The organism is Sphingomonas kyungheensis (genome assembly GCF_037120395.1).
In the GTDB taxonomy this organism is placed as follows: Bacteria; Pseudomonadota; Alphaproteobacteria; order Sphingomonadales; family Sphingomonadaceae; genus Sphingomonas; species Sphingomonas kyungheensis.
In genome coordinates this window covers 42,598-67,638 of the sequence record NZ_JBBBDM010000010.1, presented here as the reverse complement: position 1 = coordinate 67,638, position 25,041 = coordinate 42,598, and the positions used below count along the sequence as shown (strand labels likewise).

The 25,041-nt window shown below is 70.2% G+C and carries 20 protein-coding genes; 5 read left to right on the top strand and 15 right to left on the bottom strand.

Annotated elements, in window-relative coordinates; translation table 11 throughout:
* The first annotated feature begins 36 nt into the window (after nucleotides 1-36).
* Nucleotides 37-1,173, top strand: coding sequence for a serine hydrolase domain-containing protein (locus tag V8201_RS15680; protein WP_336545882.1), 1,137 nt, complete (start codon nucleotides 37-39; stop codon nucleotides 1,171-1,173).
* 37 nt (nucleotides 1,174-1,210) lie between these two features.
* Here V8201_RS15680 and V8201_RS15675 read toward each other — a convergent pair whose 3' ends face one another.
* From V8201_RS15675 to V8201_RS15620, 12 genes are all read right to left on the bottom strand, one after another.
* Nucleotides 1,211-2,473: an MFS transporter gene (locus tag V8201_RS15675; RefSeq protein ID WP_037531781.1), complete on the bottom strand. Its 1,263-nt coding sequence runs from the start codon at nucleotides 2,471-2,473 to the stop codon at nucleotides 1,211-1,213.
* 46 nt (nucleotides 2,474-2,519) lie between these two features.
* Nucleotides 2,520-5,174 (bottom strand): glycoside hydrolase family 2 TIM barrel-domain containing protein, encoded by a 2,655-nt coding sequence (locus tag V8201_RS15670; protein WP_336545881.1) that lies wholly within the window; start codon nucleotides 5,172-5,174, stop codon nucleotides 2,520-2,522.
* A gap of 85 nt (nucleotides 5,175-5,259) precedes the next feature.
* On the bottom strand, nucleotides 5,260-6,648 hold the full coding sequence (locus V8201_RS15665) for a carboxylesterase/lipase family protein (protein ID WP_336545880.1): 1,389 nt from the start codon (nucleotides 6,646-6,648) through the stop codon (nucleotides 5,260-5,262).
* Between the two features lie 61 nt (nucleotides 6,649-6,709).
* A complete protein-coding gene (locus tag V8201_RS15660) occupies nucleotides 6,710-7,690 on the bottom strand; it encodes a fumarylacetoacetate hydrolase family protein (RefSeq protein WP_336545879.1) in 981 nt (326 codons plus the stop codon).
* Nucleotides 7,687-8,472, bottom strand: a complete 786-nt coding sequence (locus V8201_RS15655) for a cyclase family protein (protein WP_336545878.1) — start codon at nucleotides 8,470-8,472, stop codon at nucleotides 7,687-7,689. Before V8201_RS15655 ends, V8201_RS15660 begins: the two co-directional genes overlap by 4 nt.
* A complete protein-coding gene (locus V8201_RS15650) occupies nucleotides 8,469-8,966 on the bottom strand; it encodes a hypothetical protein (RefSeq protein ID WP_336545877.1) in 498 nt (165 codons plus the stop codon). Before V8201_RS15650 ends, V8201_RS15655 begins: the two co-directional genes overlap by 4 nt.
* A complete protein-coding gene (locus V8201_RS15645) occupies nucleotides 8,963-10,120 on the bottom strand; it encodes an alpha/beta hydrolase family protein (RefSeq protein ID WP_037531772.1) in 1,158 nt (385 codons plus the stop codon). Before V8201_RS15645 ends, V8201_RS15650 begins: the two co-directional genes overlap by 4 nt.
* A 4-nt stretch (nucleotides 10,121-10,124) precedes the next feature.
* Nucleotides 10,125-11,027, bottom strand: a complete 903-nt coding sequence (locus V8201_RS15640; RefSeq protein WP_037531771.1) for a VOC family protein — start codon at nucleotides 11,025-11,027, stop codon at nucleotides 10,125-10,127.
* Between the two features lie 40 nt (nucleotides 11,028-11,067).
* Complete coding sequence (locus tag V8201_RS15635; RefSeq protein ID WP_336545876.1) at nucleotides 11,068-12,183, bottom strand: FAD-dependent oxidoreductase; 1,116 nt, start codon at nucleotides 12,181-12,183, stop codon at nucleotides 11,068-11,070.
* A gap of 41 nt (nucleotides 12,184-12,224) precedes the next feature.
* Nucleotides 12,225-14,642 carry a TonB-dependent receptor gene (locus V8201_RS15630; RefSeq protein ID WP_336545875.1) on the bottom strand — a complete coding sequence of 806 codons (2,418 nt, stop codon included), beginning with the start codon at nucleotides 14,640-14,642 and terminating at the stop codon, nucleotides 12,225-12,227.
* Between the two features lie 96 nt (nucleotides 14,643-14,738).
* Nucleotides 14,739-15,665: a LysR family transcriptional regulator gene (locus V8201_RS15625; protein ID WP_336545874.1), complete on the bottom strand. Its 927-nt coding sequence runs from the start codon at nucleotides 15,663-15,665 to the stop codon at nucleotides 14,739-14,741.
* A gap of 102 nt (nucleotides 15,666-15,767) precedes the next feature.
* The gene (locus V8201_RS15620) at nucleotides 15,768-17,099 is read right to left on the bottom strand and encodes a family 1 glycosylhydrolase (protein ID WP_336545873.1); all 1,332 of its coding nucleotides are present in this window, start codon (nucleotides 17,097-17,099) and stop codon (nucleotides 15,768-15,770) included.
* Nucleotides 17,100-17,378: 279 nt separating this feature from the next.
* Here V8201_RS15620 and V8201_RS15615 point away from each other — a divergent pair, with 279 nt between their 5' ends.
* The 4 genes from V8201_RS15615 to V8201_RS15600 all read left to right on the top strand — a co-directional run bounded on the left by V8201_RS15615 (nucleotide 17,379) and on the right by V8201_RS15600 (nucleotide 22,055).
* On the top strand, nucleotides 17,379-17,552 hold the full coding sequence (locus V8201_RS15615) for a hypothetical protein (protein WP_336545872.1): 174 nt from the start codon (nucleotides 17,379-17,381) through the stop codon (nucleotides 17,550-17,552).
* Complete coding sequence (locus V8201_RS15610) at nucleotides 17,552-18,535, top strand: alpha/beta hydrolase (RefSeq protein WP_336545871.1); 984 nt, start codon at nucleotides 17,552-17,554, stop codon at nucleotides 18,533-18,535. The genes V8201_RS15615 and V8201_RS15610 overlap by 1 nt, the downstream gene beginning before the upstream one ends.
* A 113-nt stretch (nucleotides 18,536-18,648) precedes the next feature.
* A complete protein-coding gene (locus V8201_RS15605) occupies nucleotides 18,649-19,707 on the top strand; it encodes an alpha/beta hydrolase (protein ID WP_336545870.1) in 1,059 nt (352 codons plus the stop codon).
* A gap of 92 nt (nucleotides 19,708-19,799) precedes the next feature.
* A complete protein-coding gene (locus V8201_RS15600) occupies nucleotides 19,800-22,055 on the top strand; it encodes a TonB-dependent receptor (protein ID WP_336545869.1) in 2,256 nt (751 codons plus the stop codon).
* A 69-nt stretch (nucleotides 22,056-22,124) separates the two neighbouring features.
* Here the strand turns inward: V8201_RS15600 and V8201_RS15595 are convergent, their stop codons facing one another.
* Genes V8201_RS15595 through V8201_RS15585 form a run of 3 tightly spaced genes read right to left on the bottom strand, consistent with a single transcriptional unit; the run spans nucleotide 22,125 to nucleotide 24,971 of the window.
* Nucleotides 22,125-23,879, bottom strand: a complete 1,755-nt coding sequence (locus tag V8201_RS15595; protein WP_336545868.1) for a tannase/feruloyl esterase family alpha/beta hydrolase — start codon at nucleotides 23,877-23,879, stop codon at nucleotides 22,125-22,127.
* A 26-nt stretch (nucleotides 23,880-23,905) separates the two neighbouring features.
* A complete protein-coding gene (locus V8201_RS15590; protein WP_336545867.1) occupies nucleotides 23,906-24,613 on the bottom strand; it encodes a DUF3237 family protein in 708 nt (235 codons plus the stop codon).
* A 40-nt stretch (nucleotides 24,614-24,653) separates the two neighbouring features.
* Nucleotides 24,654-24,971: a 2Fe-2S iron-sulfur cluster-binding protein gene (locus tag V8201_RS15585; protein ID WP_271299999.1), complete on the bottom strand. Its 318-nt coding sequence runs from the start codon at nucleotides 24,969-24,971 to the stop codon at nucleotides 24,654-24,656.
* Nucleotides 24,972-25,041: the final 70 nt, after the last annotated feature.

Here is a 25,041-nt window from a genome sequence, read left to right as displayed (position 1 = left end):
TCTTGCAAAGTGGGCGGCGTGCGGTAGCGCCGGCGGATGACCGACCGCTCCACGCGCCCGCCGACACGCCGCCTTGTACTTGCCGGCGGCCTCGCCGCGACGGTCGCGCCGGCCCCGGAACCGGCATCGGCACGCGGCGCCGTACCGCCGCCGTTCCTCCTCAAGCCGTGGATGACACTGGCCGACGTGCCGGGGGCGAGCTGGGCGTTGCTCGACGGTGACCGGATCGACAGCTATGCGGAAGGCGACGCGAGGGCGGGCGTCACCCCGGCCACCGTGGACACGGTGTTCGAGGCGGCGTCGCTGTCCAAGCCCGTGCTCGCCGCAGCGATCCACGCGCTCGTCGCCGAAGGCCGGATCGATCTCGACGCACCCGTCGTCGCGCATATCCCCTTCACCCGCGACGCCGCGACCCGCGCCGTCACCCCGCGCCATCTGCTCGCCCATGCCGGTGGCCTGCTCAACTGGCGCACCGAGCCCGGCGACCTCGTCAGCGGCTTCACGCCCGGATCGGCGTTCCGTTATTCGGGCGAAGGCTATGCGCTGCTCGCCCGGCTGGCCGAGACGATCACCGGCGAGAGTGCCGCCGCGCTGGTCCGCCGGCTGGTGCTGGTGCCGGCGGGGATGACGCGGAGCGGCTACGGCTGGATCGGCGACGGTGGCGCGGTCGCCTGGCCGCATGATGCCGGTGCCGCGGTGATGACGGACAAGGGCCCTGCCGCCTTCCGCACGGCGCGCGACGCGGGGCCCGCGCGATCCGTCGAACGCTGGACGGAGGCGGACAGGGTCGCTGCGGCGCAGGCGCTCGGCAAGCCGGCCTTGCCGCTCTTCCTGATACCGAACATGGCCGCCGGCCTGTGGACCACCGCGGGCGACTATGCCCGCTTCCTCCGCTTCGCGCGCCGCTTCCCGGCGATGAACACGCCGACCGTGCGCGTCGCGGGCGCGCTCTCCTGGGGGCTGGGCTGGGGCCTCGAACAGGCGGGCGCGCGGCGCTTCGCCTGGCATTGGGGGCAGAACGACGGCGTCTGCAACCTGTTCGTCACCGATCTGAGCGCCGGCACCAGCCTCGTCGTGCTGACCAACGGCGCCGGCGGTCAGCGCGTCTATGGCCGTGCGGCGCGCGTGCGCTTCGCCCGCGAGTTCGACGCGCTGACCTGGCTGCAACCCTGAGGTCCGCGCCGCGGCAGGCCGCCGCGTGCCGCGTCCCTCACCCCCGCCGCGCCGCGCGCAACAGGCTCCACAGCACCGCGGCGGCGGCGAGGTCGAGCGCAGCGAGCGCCGCGAACAGCGGATCGTAGCCGAAGGCGTCGGCGCTCTGCCCGATCAGCAGCGTGAACAGCATGCCGCCGACCCAGGCCGAGGTGCCCGCCATGCCGCTCGCGGTGCCGACGGTGCGGCTGTCGAACATGTCGGCGCACAGGGTGATAAGCGCGCCGCTGAGCATCTGATGCGCGAAACCGCCGACGCAGAACAGCAGGATCGCCATGCCGGGCGTTGCGGCGAGGCCGATGCACGCCGGCCCGATCATGCAGGCGGCGCCGACGGTCATCGTGATCTTGCGCGAGGCGACCAGCGGTACGCCGCGCCGCATCAGCCAGCCGGGGAGCAGCCCCGCCGCGAGGCTGCCGAAATCGGCGGCGAGGAACGGCATCCACGCCCAGAGCGCGATGCTCTTGAGATCGAGGTGCCAGACCGAGACGAGATACAGCGGGATGAAGAAGTTGAACGTCTGCCACGCCGGTTCGGCGAGGAAGCGCGGGATGGCGATTCCCCAGAAGCTGCGGCTGCGCAGCAGGTCGGCGCGCGTCGCCGGCTTGTCGCCGACGTCCTCGGTCTGTGCCGCCGCCAGCGTGGCACGCTCCGCCTCGCCGAGTGCGGGATGGTCCGCCGGGCTGCGATAGCCCCAATACCAGAGCAGCGCCCAGGCGAGGCTCAGCCCGCCGGTGACCACGAAGGCGGCCTGCCAGTCGAACGCCAGGATGCAGAAGGCGACGAGCGGCGGCGCCACCATATTGCCGACGCTGGTGCCCATCTGGAACACGCTGGTGGCGAGCGGCCGTTCGCGCGGCGGAAACCATTCGGACACCGCCTTCGCCCCCGCCGGAATCGCCGCCGCCTCGCTCGCGCCGAGCAAGGCGCGGAAGGCGGCGAGGCTCGGCCAGCCGGTCGCCAGCGCATGCGCCATGTTGGCGAGCGCCCAGCCGACTGCGAACAGGAAGAAGCCGAGCCGCGTGCCGAGCAGGTCGAGCACGCTGCCCGCCACCGTCTGCATCACCGTGTAGCTCGCCTGGAAGGCGAGCACGACCCAGCTGTAATCCTCGGTCGTCATGCCGAATTCGGTTTTGAGCTGCGGTGCCGCGACCGACAGCGTCGACCGCGCGAGATAGTTGAGGATCGTCCCCAAGGTGACGAGCGCGATCAGGCGCCAGCGCAGTGGTATCGCGCGCCACCCGCGCGCCTGTCCGGTCATCGCGACGATGCCGCGGCCGAGGCGGTGGCTCGGGTGACGTCTGCGGTCATCGCGAAATCTCCAGCGCGGATACGATCGCCTCGCCCTTTACCGGCACGAAGCGCACGTCAAGCACGCCGTCGCCGACCTCGACCGACACGCGCCGGGTGATCGCCCGCAACGGCCCGCCGGCTGCCGCCGCCACGTCGAGCGCGGCGATGACCCGGCGGCCGTTGACGGTGACGTCGAACTGGCGCGCCCCCGCCGCGAGCGACGGTTCGACGAAGGTGAGGTCGAGCGCGTAGCGGCCGGGGGCGAGCGGGATGCGATAGCCGAAACGACCCTGACGATAGGTTTCGGCGACGACCCCGCCCGCGGTGCCGGTCACCACCTTCCTCGGCGGCGGCGGGCCATAGCCGGCGGCGGGGTTGACGCTGCCCGCGGTGCCGCCGTCGAAAAAGGCATCGGAACCGAAGCGTTTGCCGGCGACCTGCGGCGCGACGAGCGCACCGCTGTCGATCCGCACCGCCTGCGCCGCGTCGGGCGACAGCTGCCAGTCGACGCGATCGTCCTGCGCCCCGCCCGCGAACAGGCCGCGCGCGACGACGCGATTGGCGCCGGCGGTGAGCGCGACATCGCGCCAGACGCAGATCCGCTCCGCGCAATCGCTCATCGTGCCGACGACCCGCCCGTTGACGCTGAGCTCGGTGCGCGGGGCGTTGCTGTAGACGCGCACGTCGGTGACGCGATAGGCGCGGTCGACGTAGCGGCGGCCGTTGATGTGGACGGTCGGCGTCTCGGTCCAGTTCGCCTTGTAGAAATAATAAGCGTCCTTGCGGATCTGCCGGTCGTAGGTGACGAGGCCCTTGGTGTTGATGTCGACCGCATCGCCCTCGCGCCGCACCGTCGTCGCGAAGTCGAACGAATTCCACAGCCAGCTCGCCCACAGATACGGCTTGCGCGCCAGCGTCGCCCAGGCCTGTTCGTGGATGTAGCTTTCATATTCCTCGGGCTGGTCGTGGCCGCGCGCATCGATCGGCCCGCCGAGCGGATCATCGGTGTGGATCGTCGTCGCGCCGCCCGCGCCATATTCGGTGACCGAGAGCGGCTGCGCCGGTCGCTTGGCGTGCAGTTCGTCGAGGTGCGGGCCGAGGTCCGCAGGCTTGCCGTAATACCAGCCGAAATAGCGGTTCGCCCCGCCGAGATCGGCCGCCACCGCGGTGATCGGCACGTCGGAGGTGGGACCGATATTGCGCTCGCAGCAGGTGGCGAGCGCGGTGGCGCGCGACGGATCCTCCGCCTTGGCGAGCGCGTCGAGCTCGCGCAGCAGCGGCAGCGGATCGGGCGCGGCACCGTCGCGGGTGGTGATGAACGCCGGGATCGACTTGCCGAAATCGACCTCGTTGGCGATGCCCCAGCTGACCACCGAGGCGTGGTTGGCATTCTGAAGGATCAGTTCGCGCAGCTGCTGGCGCGCGTCGGCGCGCAGCGCGTCGGTGGCGACCAGATCGTTGCCGAGCGTCCATTTCGAGACGAGCGGGATCTCGTCCCAGACGATCAGGCCGTACCGGTCGGCGAGGTCGTGGATCGTCTGGCCGTGCTGGTAATGCGTCAGGCGGATCGTATTGACCCCCATCTCGCGCATGATCGCGACATCCTGTTCGACATCGGCGTCGCTGATCGCCCAGCCCTTGCCCTCGCGATCCTGGTGATAGCCGACGCCGTGCAGGCGCAGCGGCTTGCCGTTGAGCAGGAAGCCCCGCTGCGGATCGGCGCGCAGCTCGCGGATGCCGAAGGCTTGCTCGACCCGGTCGAGCACCGCGCCCGACGGGGTGGTGACCTCCACCACCAGCCGGTGGAGATAGGGATCGGCGACGCCGTTCCACAGATGCGGATCGGCGACCGCGAGCGACTGCGCGACCGCCGCGGTGGCATGGCCGGCGAGCCCGGCGCGGCGCGTCGCGCGCGCCACCGTCCGGCCGTCGGCATCGAGCAGGCGGACGGTGGTGACGGCATCCTGCCGGCGGGCGCTATCGTTGCGGACACGGACGCGCACGTCGATCGTCGCGCCGGCGGGGGTGATCGCGCGGGTGGCGGCGAGGATGCCGCTGCCGCCGTCCTCCATCATGTCGATATGGACCGGGTCGGTGGCGATCAGGCTGACCGGGCGGTAGAGCCCGCCATGGACGAAGAAGTCGCCGGCCAGCGGCAGCACGTCGGCGGTCGCCGAGCCGGGCTCGGGCTGGCTGTTGTCGACCTTGACCAGCAGCACGTTCGTCTGGCCGGCACGCAGCGTGTCGGTCGCGTCGAGGCGGAAGCGCGAAAAGCCGCCGCGATGCGCGCCGAGCCGCCGGCCGTTGAGCCAGACCTCGGCGGTGCGGCTCGCCGCGTCGAACTGCAACCAGGCGCGGCGGCCGGCGAAGGCGGCATCGGGGGTGAAGCTCAGCCGGTACCAGCCGACGCCCTGATATTTGTCGACCGTATCGGCGTGATTGCGATGCTGCTGCGGATCGGGGAGATAATAGCCGACGCGGTTCCACGTATGCGGCACCGACACCGGCTGCCATGCCCCGCCCGCCGTCGCTGCCGCGGCAGGATCGACCGTGCCGCCGCGCTGGAATTGCCAGCCCTGCGCCAGCGTCATGGTGGCGCGATCGGCCTGCGCCGCCGCCGGTACGGCGATCGCCATGCCGATCGCCGCGGCAATCCATCGGGATGTCATCTGCCTCTCCTCGTTCGACCGCATCGTGGACGGCGCTGGCGCGCCGGCCGGTGCGGGGCATTGTGCGTCCGGGCCGTCCGCATGACTAACGTGCAGCCTCGCTGCCCGCCACGGCCGTGCCGCTCGCGGTGAAGTCCATCATCGGCGCGACGTTGCGGTCATAGCGCCGCCACGCCGGCAGGCCGGCCCCGTTGGGATCGCCGGAGGTGGCGAAATTGATGAGGTAGCGACTGATGAGGCGACCCATGGCGTCGTCCCGCGCGGTCGTCGCCGCGCCATATTTGTCCCGCTGCGTATCGAAGAAGAAGGGAACGTCGGTGGCGTGGCCGGCGCCGCCGCCGCCCGGCACGGACCCGGCCACATAGGAGAAACGGTAATAATAGGTCGGCACCCCGGCATCCGCGATCAGCCCGGCGAGCGTGCGGGCACCGCGGATCATCATGCCGTCCGGTCCGCCGATGTCGTTGCTGGTCGCGCCGATCATGACCGGGACATGCCAGAACGTGCCGCGGCGATAGGTCGCCGCCACCGGCAGCGCGATCGTGCCGTCGGGATAGGGCGAGGCGAAGGTACGCGGCGTGCCGCTCCCCGGAAACAGCGCGCGCATGGTCAGGCCGTCGACGACCTGATCCGTGGTGAGCGCGCGCAATCGCGTTGCCGCGTCGGGGGCGTCGGCCGCGATGCCCTGGCCCGCGGCGAAGGCGAGGCTAGCCGCCTGCGCCGCATCACGGGTGGCCGCGCCGCTCTCGCCGTCGCCGCCCGACATCACGACGGCGCGCGCGAACAGGCCTTCGCTCATCGGCGAGGTGATGAGCGTGTGCACCGACATGCCGCCGGCGCTTTCGCCGACAATCGTCACGTTGCGCGGATCACCACCGAAGGCGGCGACATTGGCCTGGACCCAGCGCAAGGCGGCGAGCTGGTCCATATAGCCGTAATTGCCCGATGCGCGCGCGCTCGCTGGGCCTTCGAGCGCGGGATGGACGAAGGTGCCGAACCGCCCGACGCGATAGTTGAAGCTGACGACCACCGCGCCCTGCCGCGCGAGGCGTGCGCCCGCATAGGTCGCCGGCGACGAGCCGCCGTTGACGAAGCCGCCGCCATAGAACCAGACGATCACCGGCAGTCGCGCGCGCGGGCTGCGCGGCGCCCAGACGTTGAGCACGAGACAATCCTCCGACGGCGCCGTGCCGAGCGGCGCCGCGTCGCTGGGGAACGGCTGTTGCGCGCAATCGTGGCCGTATGCCCGCGCCTCGCGCACCGCCGACCAGCGCGCCACCGGCTGCGGCGCGCGCCAGCGGTCGGGGCCGGTCGGGGGCGCGGCGAAGGGGATGCCCAGCCACTGCCGCACGCCATCCGCGACGACGCCGCGCACCGGGCCCGCGTTTGTCCGCACCACCGGCGCCGGCTCGCTGGCGGATGCCGCAGCGGCCATCGCCGGCATGAGGATCATCGACAGTGAGCGTGCGCGCATGATGCCCGTCCTTCCGCATATCCTGATGGTTCACCGCTCGCGCAGCCGCCCGCCCGAACCGTCATACCGCCGCCGTGCCGGGCATGGCCGCCTGCACCACCCGCTGATCGAGCCGCCCGAACGTCGCCGCGCCGCCCGCCATCATCGCGACGCGGTCGCCGAAGGACAGGAAGGGCGTCTGTGCATGGCCCCGTGCCAGCATCTCGATCACCCGTCGCTCCGACAGGCAGGTCGAGCCGACGCGATCGTAATCGGGATTGGAAACCGTCCCCGAACCGATGATCGTCCCCGCCGGCAGGTCGCGCGTGCGGGCCGCATGCGCGATCAGATCATGGAAGCCGACCGCCATCGCGCCGCCGTCCGGATCGCCGAACCACGATCCGTTGACCTCGACCCGCAGCGGCAGGCAGACGCGCCCGTGGCGCCATGCGTCGCCCAGGCCATCGGGCGTGACCGCGAACGGCGCCATGCTGCAGGCGGGTTTGGCCTGCACCCAGCCGAAACCGGTCTTCATCTCGATCGGGGCGATCGCGCGCAGCGACCAGTCGTTGATAAGGACGATCAGCACGACATGCGCCAGCGCGTCCGCGGCGGAACAGCCCATCGGCACGTCGTCGGTGATGATCCCGAACTCGCCTTCGAAATCGATGCCGTCGGCCTCCGACGGGAAAGGCACGTCCTGCTGCGCCGCGAGGAAGCGGTGCGACAGGCCCTGGTACATGAGCGGCCGATCGGTAGCGATCGGATCATGGCCGAACGCCTGCTGCATGAGCGTGCCGTGCGTGGTGAACGCCGACCCGTCGAGCCATTGCCAGGCGCGCGGCAGCGGCGCGAGCAGCGAAGCGGGATCGAGCGGATCGCCGCCGCCCGCATCGAGCCGCGCCGCCAAGGCCCGCAGCGACGGTGCGACGGTCGCCCAATCGTCGACCGCCGCCTGCAAGGTCGGCGCGATCGCACCGGCGCGCGACTGGCGCCGGCCATCCGCGGAGACGACGAGCAACGTCCCGTCGCGGCTGCCGTCGGCGAGCGTCGCGAGCTTCATGCCGCCTCCTCGAAAATCGCGACCGCGCGCGTCCAGCCCGCCGAACCGCGCTTCACCTTGGCCGGGAAGCAGGACACGGTGAAGCCGAAGTCGGGCAGCTGGTCGAGGTTGGTGAGCTTCTCCATATGGCAATAGCCGATGTCGCGGCCGGCCTTGTGCCCCTCCCAGATCAGCGAGGTGTCGCCCGTCTCGGCGACCTTGCGGGCGGTCAGCGCGAAGGGCGCGTCCCAGCTCCACGCATCGGTGCCGGTGACGCGGACGCCGCGGCCGGTCAGCCACATCGTCGCCTCATAGCCGATGCCGCAGCCCTTGCCGAGGAAGTCCGGCCCGCCGAGCGCCGCGCCGGCGGCGGTGTTGACCAAGACGATGTCGAACGGCTGCAGGTCATAGCCGATCCGCGCGAATTCCGCCGCCATCTCCGCCGCGGTGACGACATGTCCGTCGGGCAGATGGCGGAAGTCGAGCCTGACGCCGGGGCGCAGGCACCAGTCGAGCGGCACCTCGTCGATGGTGATCGCGCGCGCGCCGCCGTCCATCGTCGGGTGATAATGCCACGGCGCGTCGAGGTGCGTGCCGTTGTGCGTGGTCAGCGTCAGCGTCTCCGACGCGGCGAAGCCGAGGCCGCCGGGGATCTGCTCCGCCGTCAGGCCGGGAAAGAAGCCCTGCACCTCGGCGACCGTCTCGGCATGGGTCTGATAGGTGATCGACGGCCGCATGAACGGCGGATCGGTGATGACGTCGGGATCGAGCGTGATCGACAGATCGATGAGGCGGCGGGTCATCGCGGTTCCTTGGTGCGGTACGGCCGGCGCAGCGCCCGGCGCAGGCCGATGGGAGTGACGATCGCGGCGAGCAGCGCGCCGTAGAGGATCTTGGCGAACAGCGCCGGCACAAGCGGGATCGCCGCGACGGGCAGGAGGAGGGCGAGCAGCCAGCCGATCGCCGCCCCCACGCCTGCGCCCAGCAGCGCGGTCGCCAGCGATCGACGCAGCAACGCCGCGCGCGCTTCCGCCGCCGCCAGCCCGGCGCGGCGCAGCTTCGCCGCCGCGATCGCGCCGGGCACGAGCGACGCCATCAGCGCGATCATCAGGCTCTGCGGCACGAAATCCATGCCATAGCCGCCCGCCCCCGCGACGCGCACGCTGGCCGGGGTGCCGAAGACCAGCAGGAAGAAGATCAGGCTCAGCACCGCGTTGATCGCGACGCTGATCGCGGTCTCGCGGTACAGATAGCCGGCATCGGGAAAGGCCGGGCGCGGCGCGGCGACGGCATTCATCCGGCGCGGCCGCCGAGCGTGTCGGTGAACCAGTCGGCGATATAGTCCCGCCCGTAGCTCATATTGTCCGCGCCGACATGTTCGACGCCGCCTTCGCGGGCGGTAAAGATCTTGAAGCCGACCCTGGGACTGTTGACCAGCCCGGCGCGCGTCTGATGCGCGTAGTCGAGCGCGATCTGGCGATCCTTCTCGCCATGGGTGACGAGGAAGGGCACGCGGATGCGGTCGAGCACGCCGTCCAGCGTCATCGCCTCGGCCTTGGCGAGGAAATCGTCCATGTCGGCCGCGCCGAAGGTCCACATGACGTGCGCCCAATAATGCGGGACGGGGTTCTCGCCCTCGCGCCGCAGCCTTTTCTGCTGCACCTCGGCCCAATTGTGGTTGGCGCCCCAGACCGCACCGCTCGCGAACCGCGGTTCGAAGGCGACCGCGCGCGGCGCGAAATGACCGCCGAGCGAGATGCCGGTCATGCCGATCCGCGCCGGATCGACCGCGTCCTGCGCCTCCAGCCAGTCGACGGCGCGCGACGCCCAATGCTCGCTGTGCGGATCGACCGGCAGGCCTTGCAGGCGCAGCGCCTCGCCGGTGCCCGGCTGGTCGACGCACAGGGTCGAGATGCCGCGCCGCGCCAGCGCCTCGGGCAGGCCCGACCAGAACAGCAGCTCCTTGCAGCTGTCGAGCCCGTTGCAATAGACGACGACCGGTTTCCGCCCCGCCCCCGGTGCGCGGGTGAAGAGCGCGGGCATATGGCCCTGCTCCAGCGGGATCTCGACCCGTTCGCGGCTGAGGCCGCCGAGCCGCGTCGCATCGCCGAAGGCCCGGAGCGCACGCGCGTAGGTCGCCTCGCGCCCCGCCGAGCCATGCGCCTGCATCCGCTCCGCGACGAGCAGGTACAGAGCGGCGCGGTCGAGCTTGGCGGCGGCGGAATAGCCGTGGCCCGCCGCGACATCCTCGTCGGCGAGGCCGATCAGCCGGTCGCCCATCTCGACCCAGCGCGCCATGAACTGCGGCGTGCCGGCATCGCCGCCGCCCGCCGCCGCATCGCGGATCGGCTGGCACATATCGACGATCTCACCGATCCGCCCGCCGCTCTCCAGCGCGATCGCGACCGACAGATTCCAGATGTAGTTCGGGAAATATTCGAACAACGCCATCGGATCAGACCCCCGCCGCGGTGAACAGGCGCGGATCGGGCTTGGGATGCGGCATCGTCTGCGGGCCGCCGACGCCGATCCCCCATTGGTCCATCGTCGTCGGTCCGGGGGCATGGACCTGATCGACATGCGCGTCGAAATCGACGTGCTCCAGCTCCGAACTATATTCGACCGCGAAGCCGTTCGGCGTGGTGAAATAGCTGAACGTGTTGTTGCCCGCGGTATGCCGCCCCGGCCCCCACAGGATGTCGGTGCCGGCACGCTTCAGCCGGCGGATGCCCGCCATCATGTCGTCCACCGTCAGCATGTCATAGGCGACGTGGTTGAGGCAGGCCGGCCCCGGCAGCAGCGCGAGCCGGTGATGCGCGCTGTTGCAGCGCAGGAAGCACATGAAATCGCCGAGCCAGTCGCTGACCCGGAAGCCCAGCACCTCGACGAAGAAGCGCACCATCGCCCGATGATCCGGAGAATGCAGGACGATATGGCTGATCTTCTGCGGGATGCCTTCCCAGCGGTTGAGCTGGCGCGGCGTGCGCCGGTCGACGCCGGCGGACACTTCGAACGGCAGCCCGTCGGGCGAGAAGAAGCGGAAGCCATAGCCGCCGCCGAGCGTATCGAGCGCGCGCGGGGCGAAGATCACCCGGCAGCCGGCGGCGACGACCCGGTCGTGCAGCGCCTCGACATCGGCATCGCCGTCGGCGGCGAGCGCGATGACGTCGATGCTGTTGGTGTCGTCGGCCCGCAACCGGACGACATAATTCTCGTCATGGCCCTCGGCGGCGAAATGCACCATCCCGTCCTTCTCGCCCGCGTCGATCAGTTTCCAGTCGTCGCGATAGAAGGCACGTTCGGCGTCGAGGTCGGCCACCGCATAGCCAACGTAACGGATTTCGGTCACTCGGCTCATCACATCAGCTCCTGTGCGCAATCATGTCGATGGGGGGGGGTCAGATCGGGGCGGTGACCATGTCGAACATGGCCTTGGTCGCGGCGGCATTGTCGACCGCGGGGGCGCGCCCGATCTGGCCGTGGCAGATGGCGAGGCTCGAGCGCACGATATAGGCGCAGCGATCGAAGCGCCGGTCGCGATAGGCGGTCAGCGCCGCCGCCAGCGTGTCATGCCGGCCGAGTTCGTCGGCGAGCACGATCGCATCCTCGATCGCCATCCCCGCGCCCTGCCCGAGATGCGGCGTGGTCGCATGCACCGCGTCGCCGAGCAGCACGACCCGCCCCTTGTGCCATGGCCCCTCGACCAGCAGCGCTTCGAGCGGGCGGTAGACGACGCCGGCATCGTCGGTGATCCCCTCGGCGAGCGCGCGGATCGCCGGCGCGGAGGCGGCGAGCTTGCCGCGCATCGCCGCCGCCAGCCCCTCGGTGGGGTAGAAGGGATTGCCCGGCTCGCTGGTGGTCACGAACAGGTACATCAGCGTGGCGGAGATCGGCACCAGCCCGACGCCGTTCGGCCCGTTATAGACCTGCAAGGCGTCCATGTCGGCGAGCCGCGGCAGATTGTACCGCCACACCGCCTGGCCGGTGAATTCGGGTACCGGCGCATCGGGGAACAGCCTGCCCCGCGTCTGCGAATAGGCGCCGTCCGCGCCGATGACGAGATCGTAGCGGCCGCGGCTACCGTCGGAGAAGGTCACCGTCACGCCGTCGCCGTCATCGGCGAGATCGGTCGGCATGATCCCCAGCCGCACGGTCGCGCCGCTCGCCAGCGCGCGGTCGCCCAGCACGCGGTGCAGCGCCGGTCGGCCGATCCCGACGTTCGCCGGCCGGTCCTCGACCAGCCGCGGCGACGGGATGCGCGCGACCTTCTGCCCGCTCGGCACGAACACCTCGACCGCGTCGAAGCCGACGCCCGCCGACAGATAATCGTCGAGCAGGTCGAGCTGCGCCATCGCGCGGACGACATTGGCCTGCTGGATAATGCCGACGCCATAGACCGACCAGCCCGGATCGCGCTCGACCACCTCGACCGTGTCGCCGCGCCGGCGCAAGGCGATCGCCGCGGTCAGTCCGCCGATCCCGCCGCCGATCACGAGGATCTTCATCGCATCCATCGTTTCGCCTCCCCCTGAGATTTCACCCGGCGAACCACCGATCAATACCGCACCCGCGCCCGGATGCCGAAGTAACGGCGCGAGTCGCGGCTGAGGAATTGTGCCGTCGCCAGCCCGGTGTTGGTGACGCCGGCGTCGGTGTTGCTTCCCGATGCGGCGGTGATCTGCGTCGCATAATGTTTGTCGAGAAGATTGTTGGCGAAGAGACTGATCTGATAGCCGCGCCCGTCATCGGCCTTCAGCCCGATACTGCCGTTGAGCACGCCGTAACCACGCTGGAAGGTCAGCGGATTGCCGCCGATGTCGAAATTGACGGAGCTCTGATACGACCAGTCGGCCTGGACGAAGCCATCGAACGGCAGGCTGGGCAGGGTGACGTCATACGTCCCCGAGACGGTGTATTTGAACTTCGGCGCATTGGCGAGCCGCGCACCGGCGAGATTCTGCACGCCGGTCGAGGTCGTCGCGCCGACGCAGACGCCCGGCGTGGTCGCCACCGTGCCGACGACGAACGGTTCGCCCGGATAGCAGGTGGCGGTCGAGAATTCCTGGATGCGCGCGTCGGTGTAGGAGGCTCCGCCGTCGAGGCGCAGCGCGCGGAACGGGCGGATCGACACGTCGCCCTCGATGCCGCGGCTGCGCAGGCGCGGCGCGTTGGCGAGCAGGAAGGTCAGCACGCCGCCGACATTGGCCGCGGTCTGCGTCTGGAAATCCTTATAGTCGGTCCAGAAACCGGCGAGGTTGAGCTGGACGTGATTGTCGAAGAACTGGCCCTTCAGCCCGACCTCATAGGCCTTGGAATGTTCGGGGCGGATCGGCGTCGACGCGCGGGTCGGCGTGAAGCCGCTCGACACGTCATAGCCCTGCCCCTTGTAGCCCGTGGCATAGGAGGCATAGACCATCGTCGACCGGTTGAGGTCCTGGCGCAGCGCCGCCTTGTAGGTGATCTGGTCGTCGCTGCTGTCGCCGGCGCAGCCGGTGCCGCAGGTCGCCGCGGTCGCGCTCGACCGCAGATCGGTGAAGCGGACGTCGATGGTTTCGCGGTTGAAGCGGATGCCGCCGTCGACATGGGTGGTGCCGGTGATGTTGAGCGTCGCCTGGCCGAAGGCGGCATAGCTCTCGGTCCCGGCCCGGCCCGTCCATTGCTGCGCGCCCGGCCCGAAAGCGAAGCGCTGGAAGCTGCGATCGGTATGGCCGTTGGCGTAATAGAGGCCGCCGACATAGCTGAACGGCCCGCCGCCGCTCGAGACGAGGCGCAGCTCCTGCGAGAATTGCCGCGCGTTATAGTCTGAGATCTGGCTGACGCCGCCGGCATTGCCGGCGATCGAGGCGAGGTCGGTCAGATCGGTGTCCTCGCGCGTCGCCAGATCCCAGGTCTGATACCCCGTCACCGAGATCAGATTGGCGAAACCGAGGTCGAGCGTCGCGCGGCCGATGTAGAGCGACTGCTCGCTGTCGCTCTTCGGCCGGACGTTGACCCGCGTCTCGTAATTGCCGGTCCCTGGCACGATCCCGACCAGTCCGGGCGCGAGCAGATTGCCGGCGAAATAGGGCTGCACCGCGAAGATGCGCGTATTGGCGGACTGGATATAGCGGAAGGTGCGCACCGGCTCGGTCACGTTGCGCGAGGTGCTGGCGATCAGCGCGATGTTGAGCCGCGAGGTCGGGTCGATGTCGACGCGGATGCGCACGCCATTGCTCTTCTCGCCGCCGAGCCGGTCGCCGCCGGCGCGATTGTTGATATAGCCGTCGCGGTCGACGACGAAGAAATTGGCGCGCACGCCGAGCCAGTCGGTCACCGGACCGGAGATCGATCCGTCGAGCCGGAATTCCTGGTCGGTCGTGAGTTGCGTCGCGACGCCCGCCTCGAGTTTCGACGACGGCGCCTGCGACGCGATGTTGACCACGCCCGCCGACGCGCCCTTGCCGAACAACGTGCCCTGCGGCCCGCGCAACACCTCGATCCGGGCGATGTCGGACAGGCCGGAGAAGGCCTGCGCCTGTTGCAGCAGCGCGACATCGTCGAGCACCACCGCCACCGCCGGTTCGACGCCGATGCTGAACGCATTGGTGCCGATGCCGCGGATGTTGATGCTGTTCGAGGTCGCGACATCCGTCTGCGTGACGGTGAGACTCGGGACCGCGCGGGTGACGGCGGCGACGTCGTTGATGCCGCGGGCGATCAGCGTGTCGGCGGTGAGCGCGGTGACGGCGACCGGCACGTCGCGCAGCCGCTGTTCGCGCTTCTGCGCGGTGACGACGATGTCCTCGAGCTGACCGCTGTCCTGCGCCGCGGCCTGCGCCTGCGCATTGGCGCCGACGCCCTGATCCGCCTCGGCCGGCTGATCGGGCCGGGTCGCGCCGGGCGTTTCGGTCGGAACGATCTGGCCCGCCTGGGCAAAGGCCGGCGATCCGACCAGGGCAGCCGCCGACGCGAGCAGAACCGCAGTGCGCTTCATACATCCTCCCAATGTTCCGGCGTTGTCGCCGTCTGTTGACAGGGTGATATGGAACCGGCGGCATTCGGGAAAATTGTTAATTTAGCTCGTTTTCCATCACTCCGATTTGTGATCCGGCGGCGGCGGCGCGAATCTGGCGACGGCGTGGCAGCGCGTCCGCAGCCAGCGCAGGCCCTGGTCCAGATGCCGGGTCGAATGATATTGCAGCACCTGGATCATCGGCGGAATATCGAACGGCAACGGCGCGATGCGCAGGTCGAGCCGCTCCGCCATCAGCATCGCCAGCCGTTCGTGCATCAGCGACAGCCGCAGCGTATCCGGCAACAGCCAGGGCACCTGCAGGAAGGACGGCACCGCCACCTCCACCTTGCGCAGCAGGCCACGCTGCGACAGCGCGTTTTCGATGAAGGTGTTGCGGCCGTCGATCTGGACGACGACGTGACCGGCGGCGGCATAAGCGTCGACGCCGATCGGCTGCGCGAAGATCGGATTGTCGCGCCAGCCGACGACGACGTGCCGCTCGCGCCACAATTCCTCGGTCGGGTGGCGCAGGTCGGCGAATTCGATCGGCACGATCGACAGATCATATTCGCCCTTGGCCAATCGATCGGACGTGTCCTCGCGGGGCGACAGCAGGTCGAGCCGGACGTGCGGCGCCTCGCGCCGCAACTGGGCGAGCAGCGGCTGGATGAACACCGTCGTGGTGTAATCGGACGCGACGATGCGGAACCGCCGTTCGGAGACGGCGGGATCGAAGCCGGTCGCGGACGAGATCAAATTCTTGAGCAGGACGATCGCGCTGGCGATCTCGGGCGCGAGCGACAGGGCATGCGGGGTCGGGATCATCGTCTTGCCGTGGAGGACGAGCAATTCGTCCTGGAACGCCTCACGCAGTCGCTTGAGCGAGGCGCTGGTCGCCGACTGGGTCAGATTGAGCCGTTGCGCCGCGCGCGTCACGCTGCGCTCCGCCATCAGCGCCTCGAACGCGACGAGCAGATTGAGGTCGAACTTGTCCAGCCGCATGCGCTTCTCCGCCGGGCCTCGTGCCGCCGCCGACGCCCTCTCCTGCTACCGGAATGGCGCAGGGAGCCAGGATTTACCATCGCCTGGCATATGCGCGGGTGTTCAGACCGCGCGACGCCGGGCGATCGCGGCGAGAACATGCGCACTGGGCTTGAGCGTGCGCCGGAACGTCGTCCGGTCGACGCTCGCCAGCCCGTAGCGGGGGCCGTAACCGAAGATCCATTCGAAATTGTCGAGCAGCGACCAATGGCAATAGCCCAGCACCGGCACGCCCTGCGCCATCGTGTCGTGCAGGTGCGCCAGCGCCGCCGGGATCAGCGCGGCGCGTTGCCGGTCGTCCTGCGTGTTGACGCCATGTTCGGAGACGAGCACCGGCACCTTCGCCACGTCCCAGGCATAGTGCACCGCACCGGCGAGCGAGGGTGGATAGATTTCCGCGCCGGACGCATTGAGCATCGCCCCTGCGGGGGGCGGCAGCCGGCCCTCCGCGCCGATGCGCGACCGCTCGTAATTCTGCACGCCGACGAAATCGTCGCCGCGCGCCGCCTCGAGCCAGTCGGCATAGCAGAGGCGGCGCTTGCGATCGCGCGCCTCGGGTGCGCCGACCGCCTGATCGTCCTCGATGGCGAGCGTCACGCCGACCGGCAGGTCGGAGCGCACCGCCTTGATCGCCGCCCGCCCGGCGTGATGCGCGGCGATCATGATCGGCAGCGCCGCCTCGGTCTGCGCGGCGCTTTCGATCATCATCGCGACGAAGCGGTCCGACCCATAGGCCTGCGCCGCCGCCGCGCGCACCGCATCGCTGCCGGCCAGCGCGCGGGCGGGCAATTTGTAGCGCAGCAGGCGCATCAGATTGGGTTCGTTCAGCGTCGCCGCGGCGTGGATGGCACCGGCCAGATGCCGCGCCGCGCGGTCGCAGAAGCGCGCGAACAGCTGCGGCGCCTCCGGGTTGGTCCAGCCGCCGGCGGCGGCGAACCAGCGCGGGCAGCTGAAGTGGCTGAACGTCACGATCGGCTTGATCCCGCGCGACCGGCAGCCGTCGATCATCGCCTTATAGTGATCGAGCATCGCGATCGAGACCTGGCCGGGCTCCGGCTCGATCCGCGCCCATTCCAGCGAGAAGCGATAGCTGTCGAGGTGGAGACCGCGGACGATGTCGAGGTCGACCGGCCAGCGCTCGAAGCTGTCGCAGGTATCGCCCGACGGCTCCTTGAAGTTGGACGGGGTGAGATGCTCGACCGCCCAGACGTCGCTGTTGGTATTATTGCCCTCGGTCTGGTGGCCGGAGGTCGCCACGCCCCACAGGAAGGAGGGCGGGAAGACGCGCGGCGCGGCGGCCGCCGGCGCGGGGGTCAGGCCGACCGTCGCCGCCGCGCCGGCCAGCGGTATCATCGCCGCATTCGCGATCATGGCCCGCCGGTCTATGGTCGTCATGCGAGGTCTCTCCTGCTTGCGCCGGCAAATGACGGCCGCGGGCGGATGATCGCCCGGCGAATGTCTCCGGCTCGGCTGTTTGCGATGAGGGTAAGCCGGACGGAGCAGCGATGATAATCGTTTGAATCGCTGGTGAACCATCGATGCGGTGCGTGGTCCGGTCAGGAGCGCGGCGTCGAGGCGCTGCCGCGATGCGGTCGCGCCGCGTCTGTTGCGATGCTGCCGGAAGCGGGATAAGTTCCGAACAATCGATTGCAGCGGCTGCGGCGGGGGGAGACGATGCTGACACGACGCCAAGGGCATCGGCGGATCACCGCGGGCGGGCCGACCCATGCCCATGCCCATGTCACGCCCGACGCCTTCGATGCCGGGGCGTCGCAGGCGCGGGTCGCGCGCGACTGTACCGGCGCGTGCCCGAGCGGGCCCGCCACGGCCTTCGGGGGGCGCGGCTGATGCGCTTCCCACCGACGATCGACCGCCGCACCCTGCTCGCCGCGACCGGCGCGGGGCTGGCGCTGCCGCAGGCCGCGACGGCGCAGCGTGCGCCCGAACCTGCGCCGGGGCCGCTCGGGCCGCTGTCGGCGGCGTGGCGGGCGGCGGAGACGCTGCCGCTGTGGCCGGGCACGCCGCCGGAGACCGGCTTCGCCGCGCAGCCGCTGCCGCCGGACAGCCCGCCGGGTTTCTTCCGCAACGTCGCGCGCCCGACGCTGCACGTCTTCCGGCCGCAGTCGGGCAACGGCCGCGCGGTGCTGCTGATCCCCGGCGGCGCCTATACGTTCATCGTCGGCACGCATGAAGGCGGCGACACCGCGCAGGCGCTGGCGGCGCGCGGCTATACCGTCTTCGTGCTCATCCACCGCCTGCCCGGCGAAGGATGGAGCCACCGCGCGACCGTACCGCTGCAGGATGCGCAGCGCGCGATGCGCGTGATCCGCGCGGCGGCGGGACGGTATCGCTTCGCGGCGGAGGCGGTCGCGGTGGTCGGCTATTCGGCGGGCGGTCACCTCGCCGCCTCGCTGGCGACGGGATTCGGCGAGCGCGTCTATGCGCCGCGCGATGCGATCGACACGATCGATCCGCGTCCCGCGGCGGCGGGGCTGATCTACCCGGTCATCACCCTTGCCGCGCGCTACACCAATGCGGCGAGCGTGGAACACCTGCTCGGCCCCGCCCCCGACGAGGCGCTGGTCGCGCAGCGCTCGCCCGACCGCCACGTCGATGCGACGACGCCGCCGACCTTCCTCGTCCATGCGCTCGACGACACGGCGGTGCCGCCCGAGAACAGCCTGATGATGCTGGCGGCGCTGCGCGCGGCGAAGGTTCCGGCGGAGATCCACCTGTTCGAGCGCGGCGGCCACGGTTTCGGCCTGGGAACACCCGGCGCGCCGAACGGTGAGTGGCTGGCGCTGTTCGATGCCTGGATGCACCGTCACTGACGGCTGCTCGCAATCGTTTGCGAGTTTTGTCGCGAGGCTCTTGTCGGAGACGGCGTTTTCGATCACCCTCCCGACGAGAGCGCGACAGCGCCGGATATCGGGAGGATGCAGCGATGGACCTGACACGGCGGGATTTCCACTTCGGCCTGATCACCGCGGCGGCGACGCTGCCGTCGCTGGCAGCGGCGCAATCGCCGGCAGGCGACGCAGCGATCCTGGCGCGGGTCGATCCCGAATTGCGCGTGGGCGCGAGGATGATCCTTTCCCGCCCGTTGCCCGATCCGCTGACCCCCGACGCGGTCCGCGCCATCCGCCGGACGTTGCCGCCGGCACCGTCTCCACTGCCGCCGCCCGCCGCCGCGGTCGAACGACGGGTCGCGCCCGGCATCGCCGGATCCCCGCCGGTCGGCGTCATCGTCATCAACCGCAAGTCCGGCACGCCGCCCCGCCCCGCCATCCTCCATATCCACGGCGGCGGCATGATCCTTGGCCGGGTCGCCGACACGATCGTCGCGTCGCAGCGGCTGGCGGAGGAACTCGATTGCGTGGTGGTCGAAGCCGATTACCGGCTGTCGCCCGAGACGCCGTTTCCCGGGCCGCTCGACGACTGCCACAGCGCGCTCGTCTGGCTCCACGCCCATGCGGCCGAGCTGGGCGTCGATGCCAGGCGGATCGCGGTGATGGGCGAGAGCGCCGGCGGCGGGCTGGCGGCGATGCTGGCGATCGCGGCGCGCGACCGGCGCACGGTGCCGCTCTGCTATCAGCTGCTGATCTATCCGATGCTCGACGATCGCACCGGCAGCATGCGGGCCGTGCCGCCGTTCATCGGCACGATCGGCTGGAATGCGGCGGCCAACCGCTTCGGCTGGACCAGCTTCCTCGGCCGGCCGGCGGGCAGCGTCCAGGTGCCGACCGGCGCGGTGCCGGCGCGGGTCGACGATCTGAGGGGGCTGCCGCCTGCGTTCATCGGCGTGGGGTCGCTCGATCTCTTCGTCGGGGAGGACATCGCTTATGCCGCGCGGCTGATCGACGCCGGGGTGGCGACGCAGCTGCACGTCACGCCGGGCGCCTATCACGGCTTTGACGGCATCGCGCCCAAGGCCCGCGTCGCCATCGCCTTCACCGCTGCCTGGAAGGGCGCGCTGCGCGCCGCGTTCGCCGCATCGGCCTGACATAAATCAGGCCGTATTGCATGGCTTTGGATGCCGTGATACGCCAGCGCAACCGATTGCGTAAGATGGTCGGTCGATCAGGAGAGGATAGCATGATGATCTTCATGCGTGCCGCCCGGCTTGGCAGAGACGCCAGCCCGTCGCATGCCCGTGGCGCCCTGCGCCTCCATCTCGGCGCGTCGCTCGGCGCCTGCGCCATCGCACTCGCCGCGACCCCGGCCGTGGCGCAGCAGGATACGTCCGCCGCGCCGACGACCGCGACCGCCACCGCCACGGCGGTCGACACCGCGCCGCAATCGACCAGCGACGTGCCGACCCCCGACGGCTCAGACATCATCGTCACCGCATCGAAGACCGGCGCCGAGCGGCTCAACCGCGTGCCGCAGGCGATCCAGGCGTTCACCGGCGCGACGCTCAAGGAGCGCAACGTCCGCGACGGCGCCGACCTGATCCAGCTCATCCCCGGCGCATCGCAGGCGCAGGAGATCGGCGCGGGCTATCGCATCTTCTCCTTCCGCGGATCGGGCGCGGGCGGACCGATCGGCGACGGGCTGGTCGGCTATTATCTCGACGACACGCCCTTCGGCGTCCCCAACAATCAGAGCGCGCCGCCGGTCAATTACTTCGATCTCGACCGGGTCGAGGTGCTGCGCGGCCCGCAGGGCACGCTCTACGGCCAGGGCTCGGCCGCCGGCACGATCATCTACCACACCAAGAATCCCGATCTGCGCCGCGTTACCGAAGCCGGCGAGGCGGAGGTGTCGACGACCAACGATGCCAGCAAGATCAACTATCGCGCCGCGGCGGCCTTTTCGCTGCCGCTGATCACCGACACGCTCGGCCTGCGGATCAGCGGCGGATATGATTACAAGGCCGGCATTGCCGACATCTATGCCGGCGCGCCGACCGGCACGCCCCGCGCGCGCAACGCCAATGACGTCGTCGCCAAGGACCTGCAGGCGGTGCTGCTGTGGAAGCCCGACGCGCTGACCACCGTCCGCCTGCGCGGCTGGTATTTCAGCACCGACCAGAATTACCTCAACGTCACCAATTCGGTCGATCCGCCCTATGCCGCCTATCAGGGCGACGTCGTCGGCTACGACCGCCGCCGCGCCCTCTATTTCTCCGGCACGGTCACGCGCGACATCGGCAAGGTGACGCTGACCAATGCGACCTCCTATCAGAAGTCGCTGCCCGGCGGTTTCCAGGTCGGGCTCAACCTCGGCGCCCCGCTCGGCATCGGGGTGCTCAACAATGGCGGCGACGCCAAGAACTTCGTCAACGAATTCCGCGTCGCCACCGCCGGGTCCGGCCCGTTCCACGGCGTCGCCGGCGTCTTCTACCAGAATGCGACCGGCCTCTATACCTTCGACATCAACTTCCCGGCGCTCGCGCTGTCGGGCAACACCGTCACCAAGACCGAGAATTACGCGATCTTCTCGGAGGTGAGCTACCAGCTGTTCGGCGGCAAGCTCGTGCCGCTGGTCGGGCTGCGCTATTTCAACGATCATCGCAAGTCGGACTCGCTGTCGAACGGCACGCGCGTGTTCAGCAACGCCAATCCCGACGCGGTCACCTGGCGCGCCAATCTGGCCTATTATCCCGATCAGGATCTGATGGTCTTCTTCAACGCGGGAACCGGCTTCCGCAGCGGCATCCTGCAATCCAAGGCGCAGGCCGATGCGGTGATCGCCGACGGCGTGCCGAGCGCGCTGTCGCTGACCCCAGACCGGTTGCGCAACCTCGAAATCGGGTCGAAGGCGACGCTGTTCGGCGGCGGGCTGCGGCTGGCGGTCAGCCTGTACGACATCCGCTACACCAACATCCAGAGCGCCTTCAACACGTCGATCGGGCTCGCCGCCTTCGCCAATCTCGGCGACGGCTATTCGCGCGGACTCGATGTCGAGGCGACGTGGCGGACGCCCGCCAAGGGGCTGGTCCTGTCGGTGGTCGGCAACGTCAACGATTCGAAGTTCAGCCGCGTGCTGCCCGCCTTCGGCACCGCCAATCCGCGCATCGGCGACGGACAGCGCCTGCTCAACACGCCGCCGTTCAACTGGCGCGGCGACGTCACCTACGATCGCGATATCGGCGGCTACGACCTGTTCGCGACCGGATCGGTCACCGCGATCGGGCGGTCCCGCAACGGCGATGCGACGGTCGATACGCTCGATCCGTATCAGCTCTACCGCGCCAGCGTCGGGGTGCGGTTCGATCGCTACGAGGTGCGGCTGTTCGCCGACAATATCTCGGATTATCGCGGCCCGACCGCGGCTAACGGCCCGACGCTGCTCGCCGGACCACGGCCGCGGACGGTCGGGCTGACCGTCCGCCTCAATAGCAACTGAGGCACGGCCGCCCGTGCCCGCAGGGGCATCGGCGGCACGTCGCCCGATGCCCGCGCCTGACGCCGCGGCCTAGCTGCAGAGGAAGTCGTCGGCCCGTTCGGAGGCGTGGCCGGGCTGCCGCGGTCTGGCGATCTTCGGATAGGGGCAGAGCGGACGGGTGCGCCCCGGCCAGGGCGAGGCGGGGTTCGCACGGGCGACGATCCGGTCGGGTGCGACGCCCCGCTCGACCCAGGCGACCAGGGCATCGAAGGCGTCGAACCGGTCGGTCGCCGGGCCGCCCGAGCAATGGCCCATGCCCGGCACCGGGAAGACGCGGACGAACGACGCCGCCTTGCCGCCCGTCGCGCGATCGACGCCGCTCCACCAGGCGATCGTGTCGTTGATCGAGAAGACGGGATCGGAGCCGCCGTGCGGCACGATCATCTTGGCGCCATGGCGGCGGAAGGCGGACAGATCCTCGGATCGCGCGGCGATATCCGACCAGGCCGATCGCGCGAAGCCCGGCGCGGTGGCGAAGATCGCCGGCGCATCGCGATCGACGTTATAGGCAAGCTGGTAATCCATCCCTGCCTGCGGCGTCGCGGCGAGCAGGCGCGGCGGGGTCGAGAAGATCGTCGCCAGCGCGGGCGCGCCCATCGCGGCGTTGATCGCCGGGATCATCGGCCGCGGCCCCTGCGCCGCCAGCCCGATCTTCCACACCCGCCAGCCGTCATCGGACAGGCCCGCGTCCCACGGGAAGCTGGCGTAGAGCGCCCTGCCCCAGCTGTCGTGCGGCCCGGCATAGGCTTTCGCCAGCGCGTCGATCTGAATCGGCGCGAGGCAGCCGGCCGCTTTGTCGCCGTGGCAGACGCGCGCGCGCAGCCGGCCGAGTACCGCATCGGTGCGGCATTGCGCGAAGGCCCCGACGATGCCGTCCCTGAGGCCGTCGCGCGCGTCGCACGCTTCCAGCACCGCATCGCGGGCGAGGCGCAGGTCGGCGTCCGAGAAGCTCTCGCCAAGGCGCGCGATCGGCACGCTCGCCTCGCCCGCCCGGCGGACGATCGCGGCGAATTGCTGCGTGTTCCACGCCTCGGCGATTGCCGCCTTGGGCAGGGCGAAGCCGGGTGCCGCCGCCAGGATCCCGTCGAACGCGTCGGGATAGCGCTGCGCGAAGGCCATGCCCTCCTGCCCGCCCTTCGAACAGCCGGCGAAATAGGAATGGACCGGATCGCCGCCATAGACATAAGCGATGATCGCGCGCGCGGCGTCATAGCTCGCCTTGAGCGAGGCATGGCCGTAATCGGCGCGCGCCTGCGGATCGGCGCCGAAGGCGACCATGCCGCCGCGCGCCGGATCCGCGTTGGACGTGTTGGAATGCCCCGCATCCTGCGTGATGACCGCATAGCCGCGGCTGATCCCGAGCGGCTGGCCTTCCGCGATCACGCCGAGCGCCTCGTCGACATTGCCGTCGGTGCCGCCGCCGCCCTGGAACAGGAAGCGCCGGTTCCACTGGTCGGGCAGCCGCATCTTGAAGCGGATCGCATACCGCTGCCCGTCGCGGCCGACATGCTCCGCCAGCATCCCGCTGACCTCGCAATGCGCCGGCAGCGGCGCGGATTGTGCGCCACGCCCGATGTCGACGACGAGGCCCGCCGCATGCGGGGTGGCCGCAGTGATGCGAATCCCGCCGCGCGACCAGGAGGCGAGCGCGGCGCAGCGAGTCCCGCTGCGGCCGGCATCGGCCTGCGCCGCCGCGGCCGGCGCCGGCGCGCCGTGCAGCGCGACCGCGGCGCCGACGGTGAGGCACAAAGCGGAGGTCGTCGCCAGCAGCAGTCGGTGCGTCACGGCAAGCTCCTCTCGCGAAACCCGGTTCAGGCGACCCGGTAGACGGTGATCCGCACCGCCGGATCGCGGCGTTCGGGGACCGGGCCGATCATACCGAGAAACACCGCCTGGTTAAGCCAGCCATGCTTGCCCATCGGCACTTCGAACACCGGCGTCGTGCGGACATAATCCTTGCCGGCCAGTCCCTTGTTATAGATGTGGATGAGCGTGCCGTCCGCCTCGCGCATCAGGTACGACGCCTCGACCATCGTGAAGCCGTCGCTGCGCACCACCTGCCAGTCCATCCCCTCCGGCAGGATGGTGCCGGACAGCCGCGGGCCGGCGAAGGTGCCGCCGGTGATCGGGATGCGCACGCGCTTGCCGACCGGGGTGATCCCGACCTGTTCGACCGGGCCGAGCGTCACGATCGCCTCATAAGCGAGGTCGAGGCCGATGCTCGTCAGCGGCGCGGTCCGTCCCGGCGTCTGCGCCGCACGCGCCGGCGCGGCGAGCGCTGCGCCGACGCCGAGCGAGCCCGCCACCAGATGCCGCCGCGACACCGCCGTCTCCACCGCGGCCGGCACGGCAAATATATCGCCTTCGGTCATATCCGTCCTCTCCATCGCCGGGCGGTCCGCCCTGTCGCCTGATCCGACCGCCTGCCCGCCCAGCCGGGCGAGGAAGCGGTCGCGCCACAGGCTATGCGCCGATCCGCCGGGAGGCACGTCGAAAATCGGCGCTGCGACGCCGTTCACCGACGGCTCCGCTGCGACGGGTCCGACCGCGGTCAGCCGGTCAGGCCTCCGCCCCGATCGTCACCCGCAGGCCGTCGAGCCGGGCGTCGAAGGGGATCTGGCAGGCGAGCCGCGATGTCGGTGCGCGGTCGTCCAGACCGTCGAGCAGATCCTCTTCCTCGCTGCTCGCGGGGGCGAGACGCGCGGCGTCGGCGGGGTCGACGATGACGTGGCAGGTGGCGCAGGACAGACAACCGCCGCACAGCGCGAGCAGTTCGTCGATCCCCGCCTCGCGGATCACCTCCATCACGGAGAGGCCGGGCGCGGTTTCAAGGGCGCGGGTGTCACCCTCGCGCGTCGTGACGATCAATCGGGTCATGGGGTCCTGGTCTTGGCTGTGTCGCGGGTCTGCGGGATGCCGCCGCCCGCGGGGCGGACGGCACCCGTCG

Coding starts and splice junctions, on each gene's coding strand:
- V8201_RS15655 (WP_336545878.1), bottom strand. CDS start 8,472: ATGACCCGCCGCCTCATCGATCTGTCGATCACGCTCGATCCCGACGTC.
- V8201_RS15650 (WP_336545877.1), bottom strand. CDS start 8,966: ATGAATGCCGTCGCCGCGCCGCGCCCGGCCTTTCCCGATGCCGGCTAT.
- V8201_RS15625 (WP_336545874.1), bottom strand. CDS start 15,665: ATGCGGCTGGACAAGTTCGACCTCAATCTGCTCGTCGCGTTCGAGGCG.
- V8201_RS15680 (WP_336545882.1), top strand. CDS start 37: ATGACCGACCGCTCCACGCGCCCGCCGACACGCCGCCTTGTACTTGCC.
- V8201_RS15670 (WP_336545881.1), bottom strand. CDS start 5,174: ATGACATCCCGATGGATTGCCGCGGCGATCGGCATGGCGATCGCCGTA.
- V8201_RS15640 (WP_037531771.1), bottom strand. CDS start 11,027: ATGAGCCGAGTGACCGAAATCCGTTACGTTGGCTATGCGGTGGCCGAC.
- V8201_RS15645 (WP_037531772.1), bottom strand. CDS start 10,120: ATGGCGTTGTTCGAATATTTCCCGAACTACATCTGGAATCTGTCGGTC.
- V8201_RS15665 (WP_336545880.1), bottom strand. CDS start 6,648: ATGCGCGCACGCTCACTGTCGATGATCCTCATGCCGGCGATGGCCGCT.
- V8201_RS15600 (WP_336545869.1), top strand. CDS start 19,800: ATGATGATCTTCATGCGTGCCGCCCGGCTTGGCAGAGACGCCAGCCCG.
- V8201_RS15675 (WP_037531781.1), bottom strand. CDS start 2,473: ATGACCGGACAGGCGCGCGGGTGGCGCGCGATACCACTGCGCTGGCGC.
- V8201_RS15585 (WP_271299999.1), bottom strand. CDS start 24,971: ATGACCCGATTGATCGTCACGACGCGCGAGGGTGACACCCGCGCCCTT.
- V8201_RS15615 (WP_336545872.1), top strand. CDS start 17,379: ATGCTGACACGACGCCAAGGGCATCGGCGGATCACCGCGGGCGGGCCG.
- V8201_RS15635 (WP_336545876.1), bottom strand. CDS start 12,183: ATGGATGCGATGAAGATCCTCGTGATCGGCGGCGGGATCGGCGGACTG.
- V8201_RS15660 (WP_336545879.1), bottom strand. CDS start 7,690: ATGAAGCTCGCGACGCTCGCCGACGGCAGCCGCGACGGGACGTTGCTC.
- V8201_RS15610 (WP_336545871.1), top strand. CDS start 17,552: ATGCGCTTCCCACCGACGATCGACCGCCGCACCCTGCTCGCCGCGACC.
- V8201_RS15630 (WP_336545875.1), bottom strand. CDS start 14,642: ATGAAGCGCACTGCGGTTCTGCTCGCGTCGGCGGCTGCCCTGGTCGGA.
- V8201_RS15605 (WP_336545870.1), top strand. CDS start 18,649: ATGGACCTGACACGGCGGGATTTCCACTTCGGCCTGATCACCGCGGCG.
- V8201_RS15620 (WP_336545873.1), bottom strand. CDS start 17,099: ATGACGACCATAGACCGGCGGGCCATGATCGCGAATGCGGCGATGATA.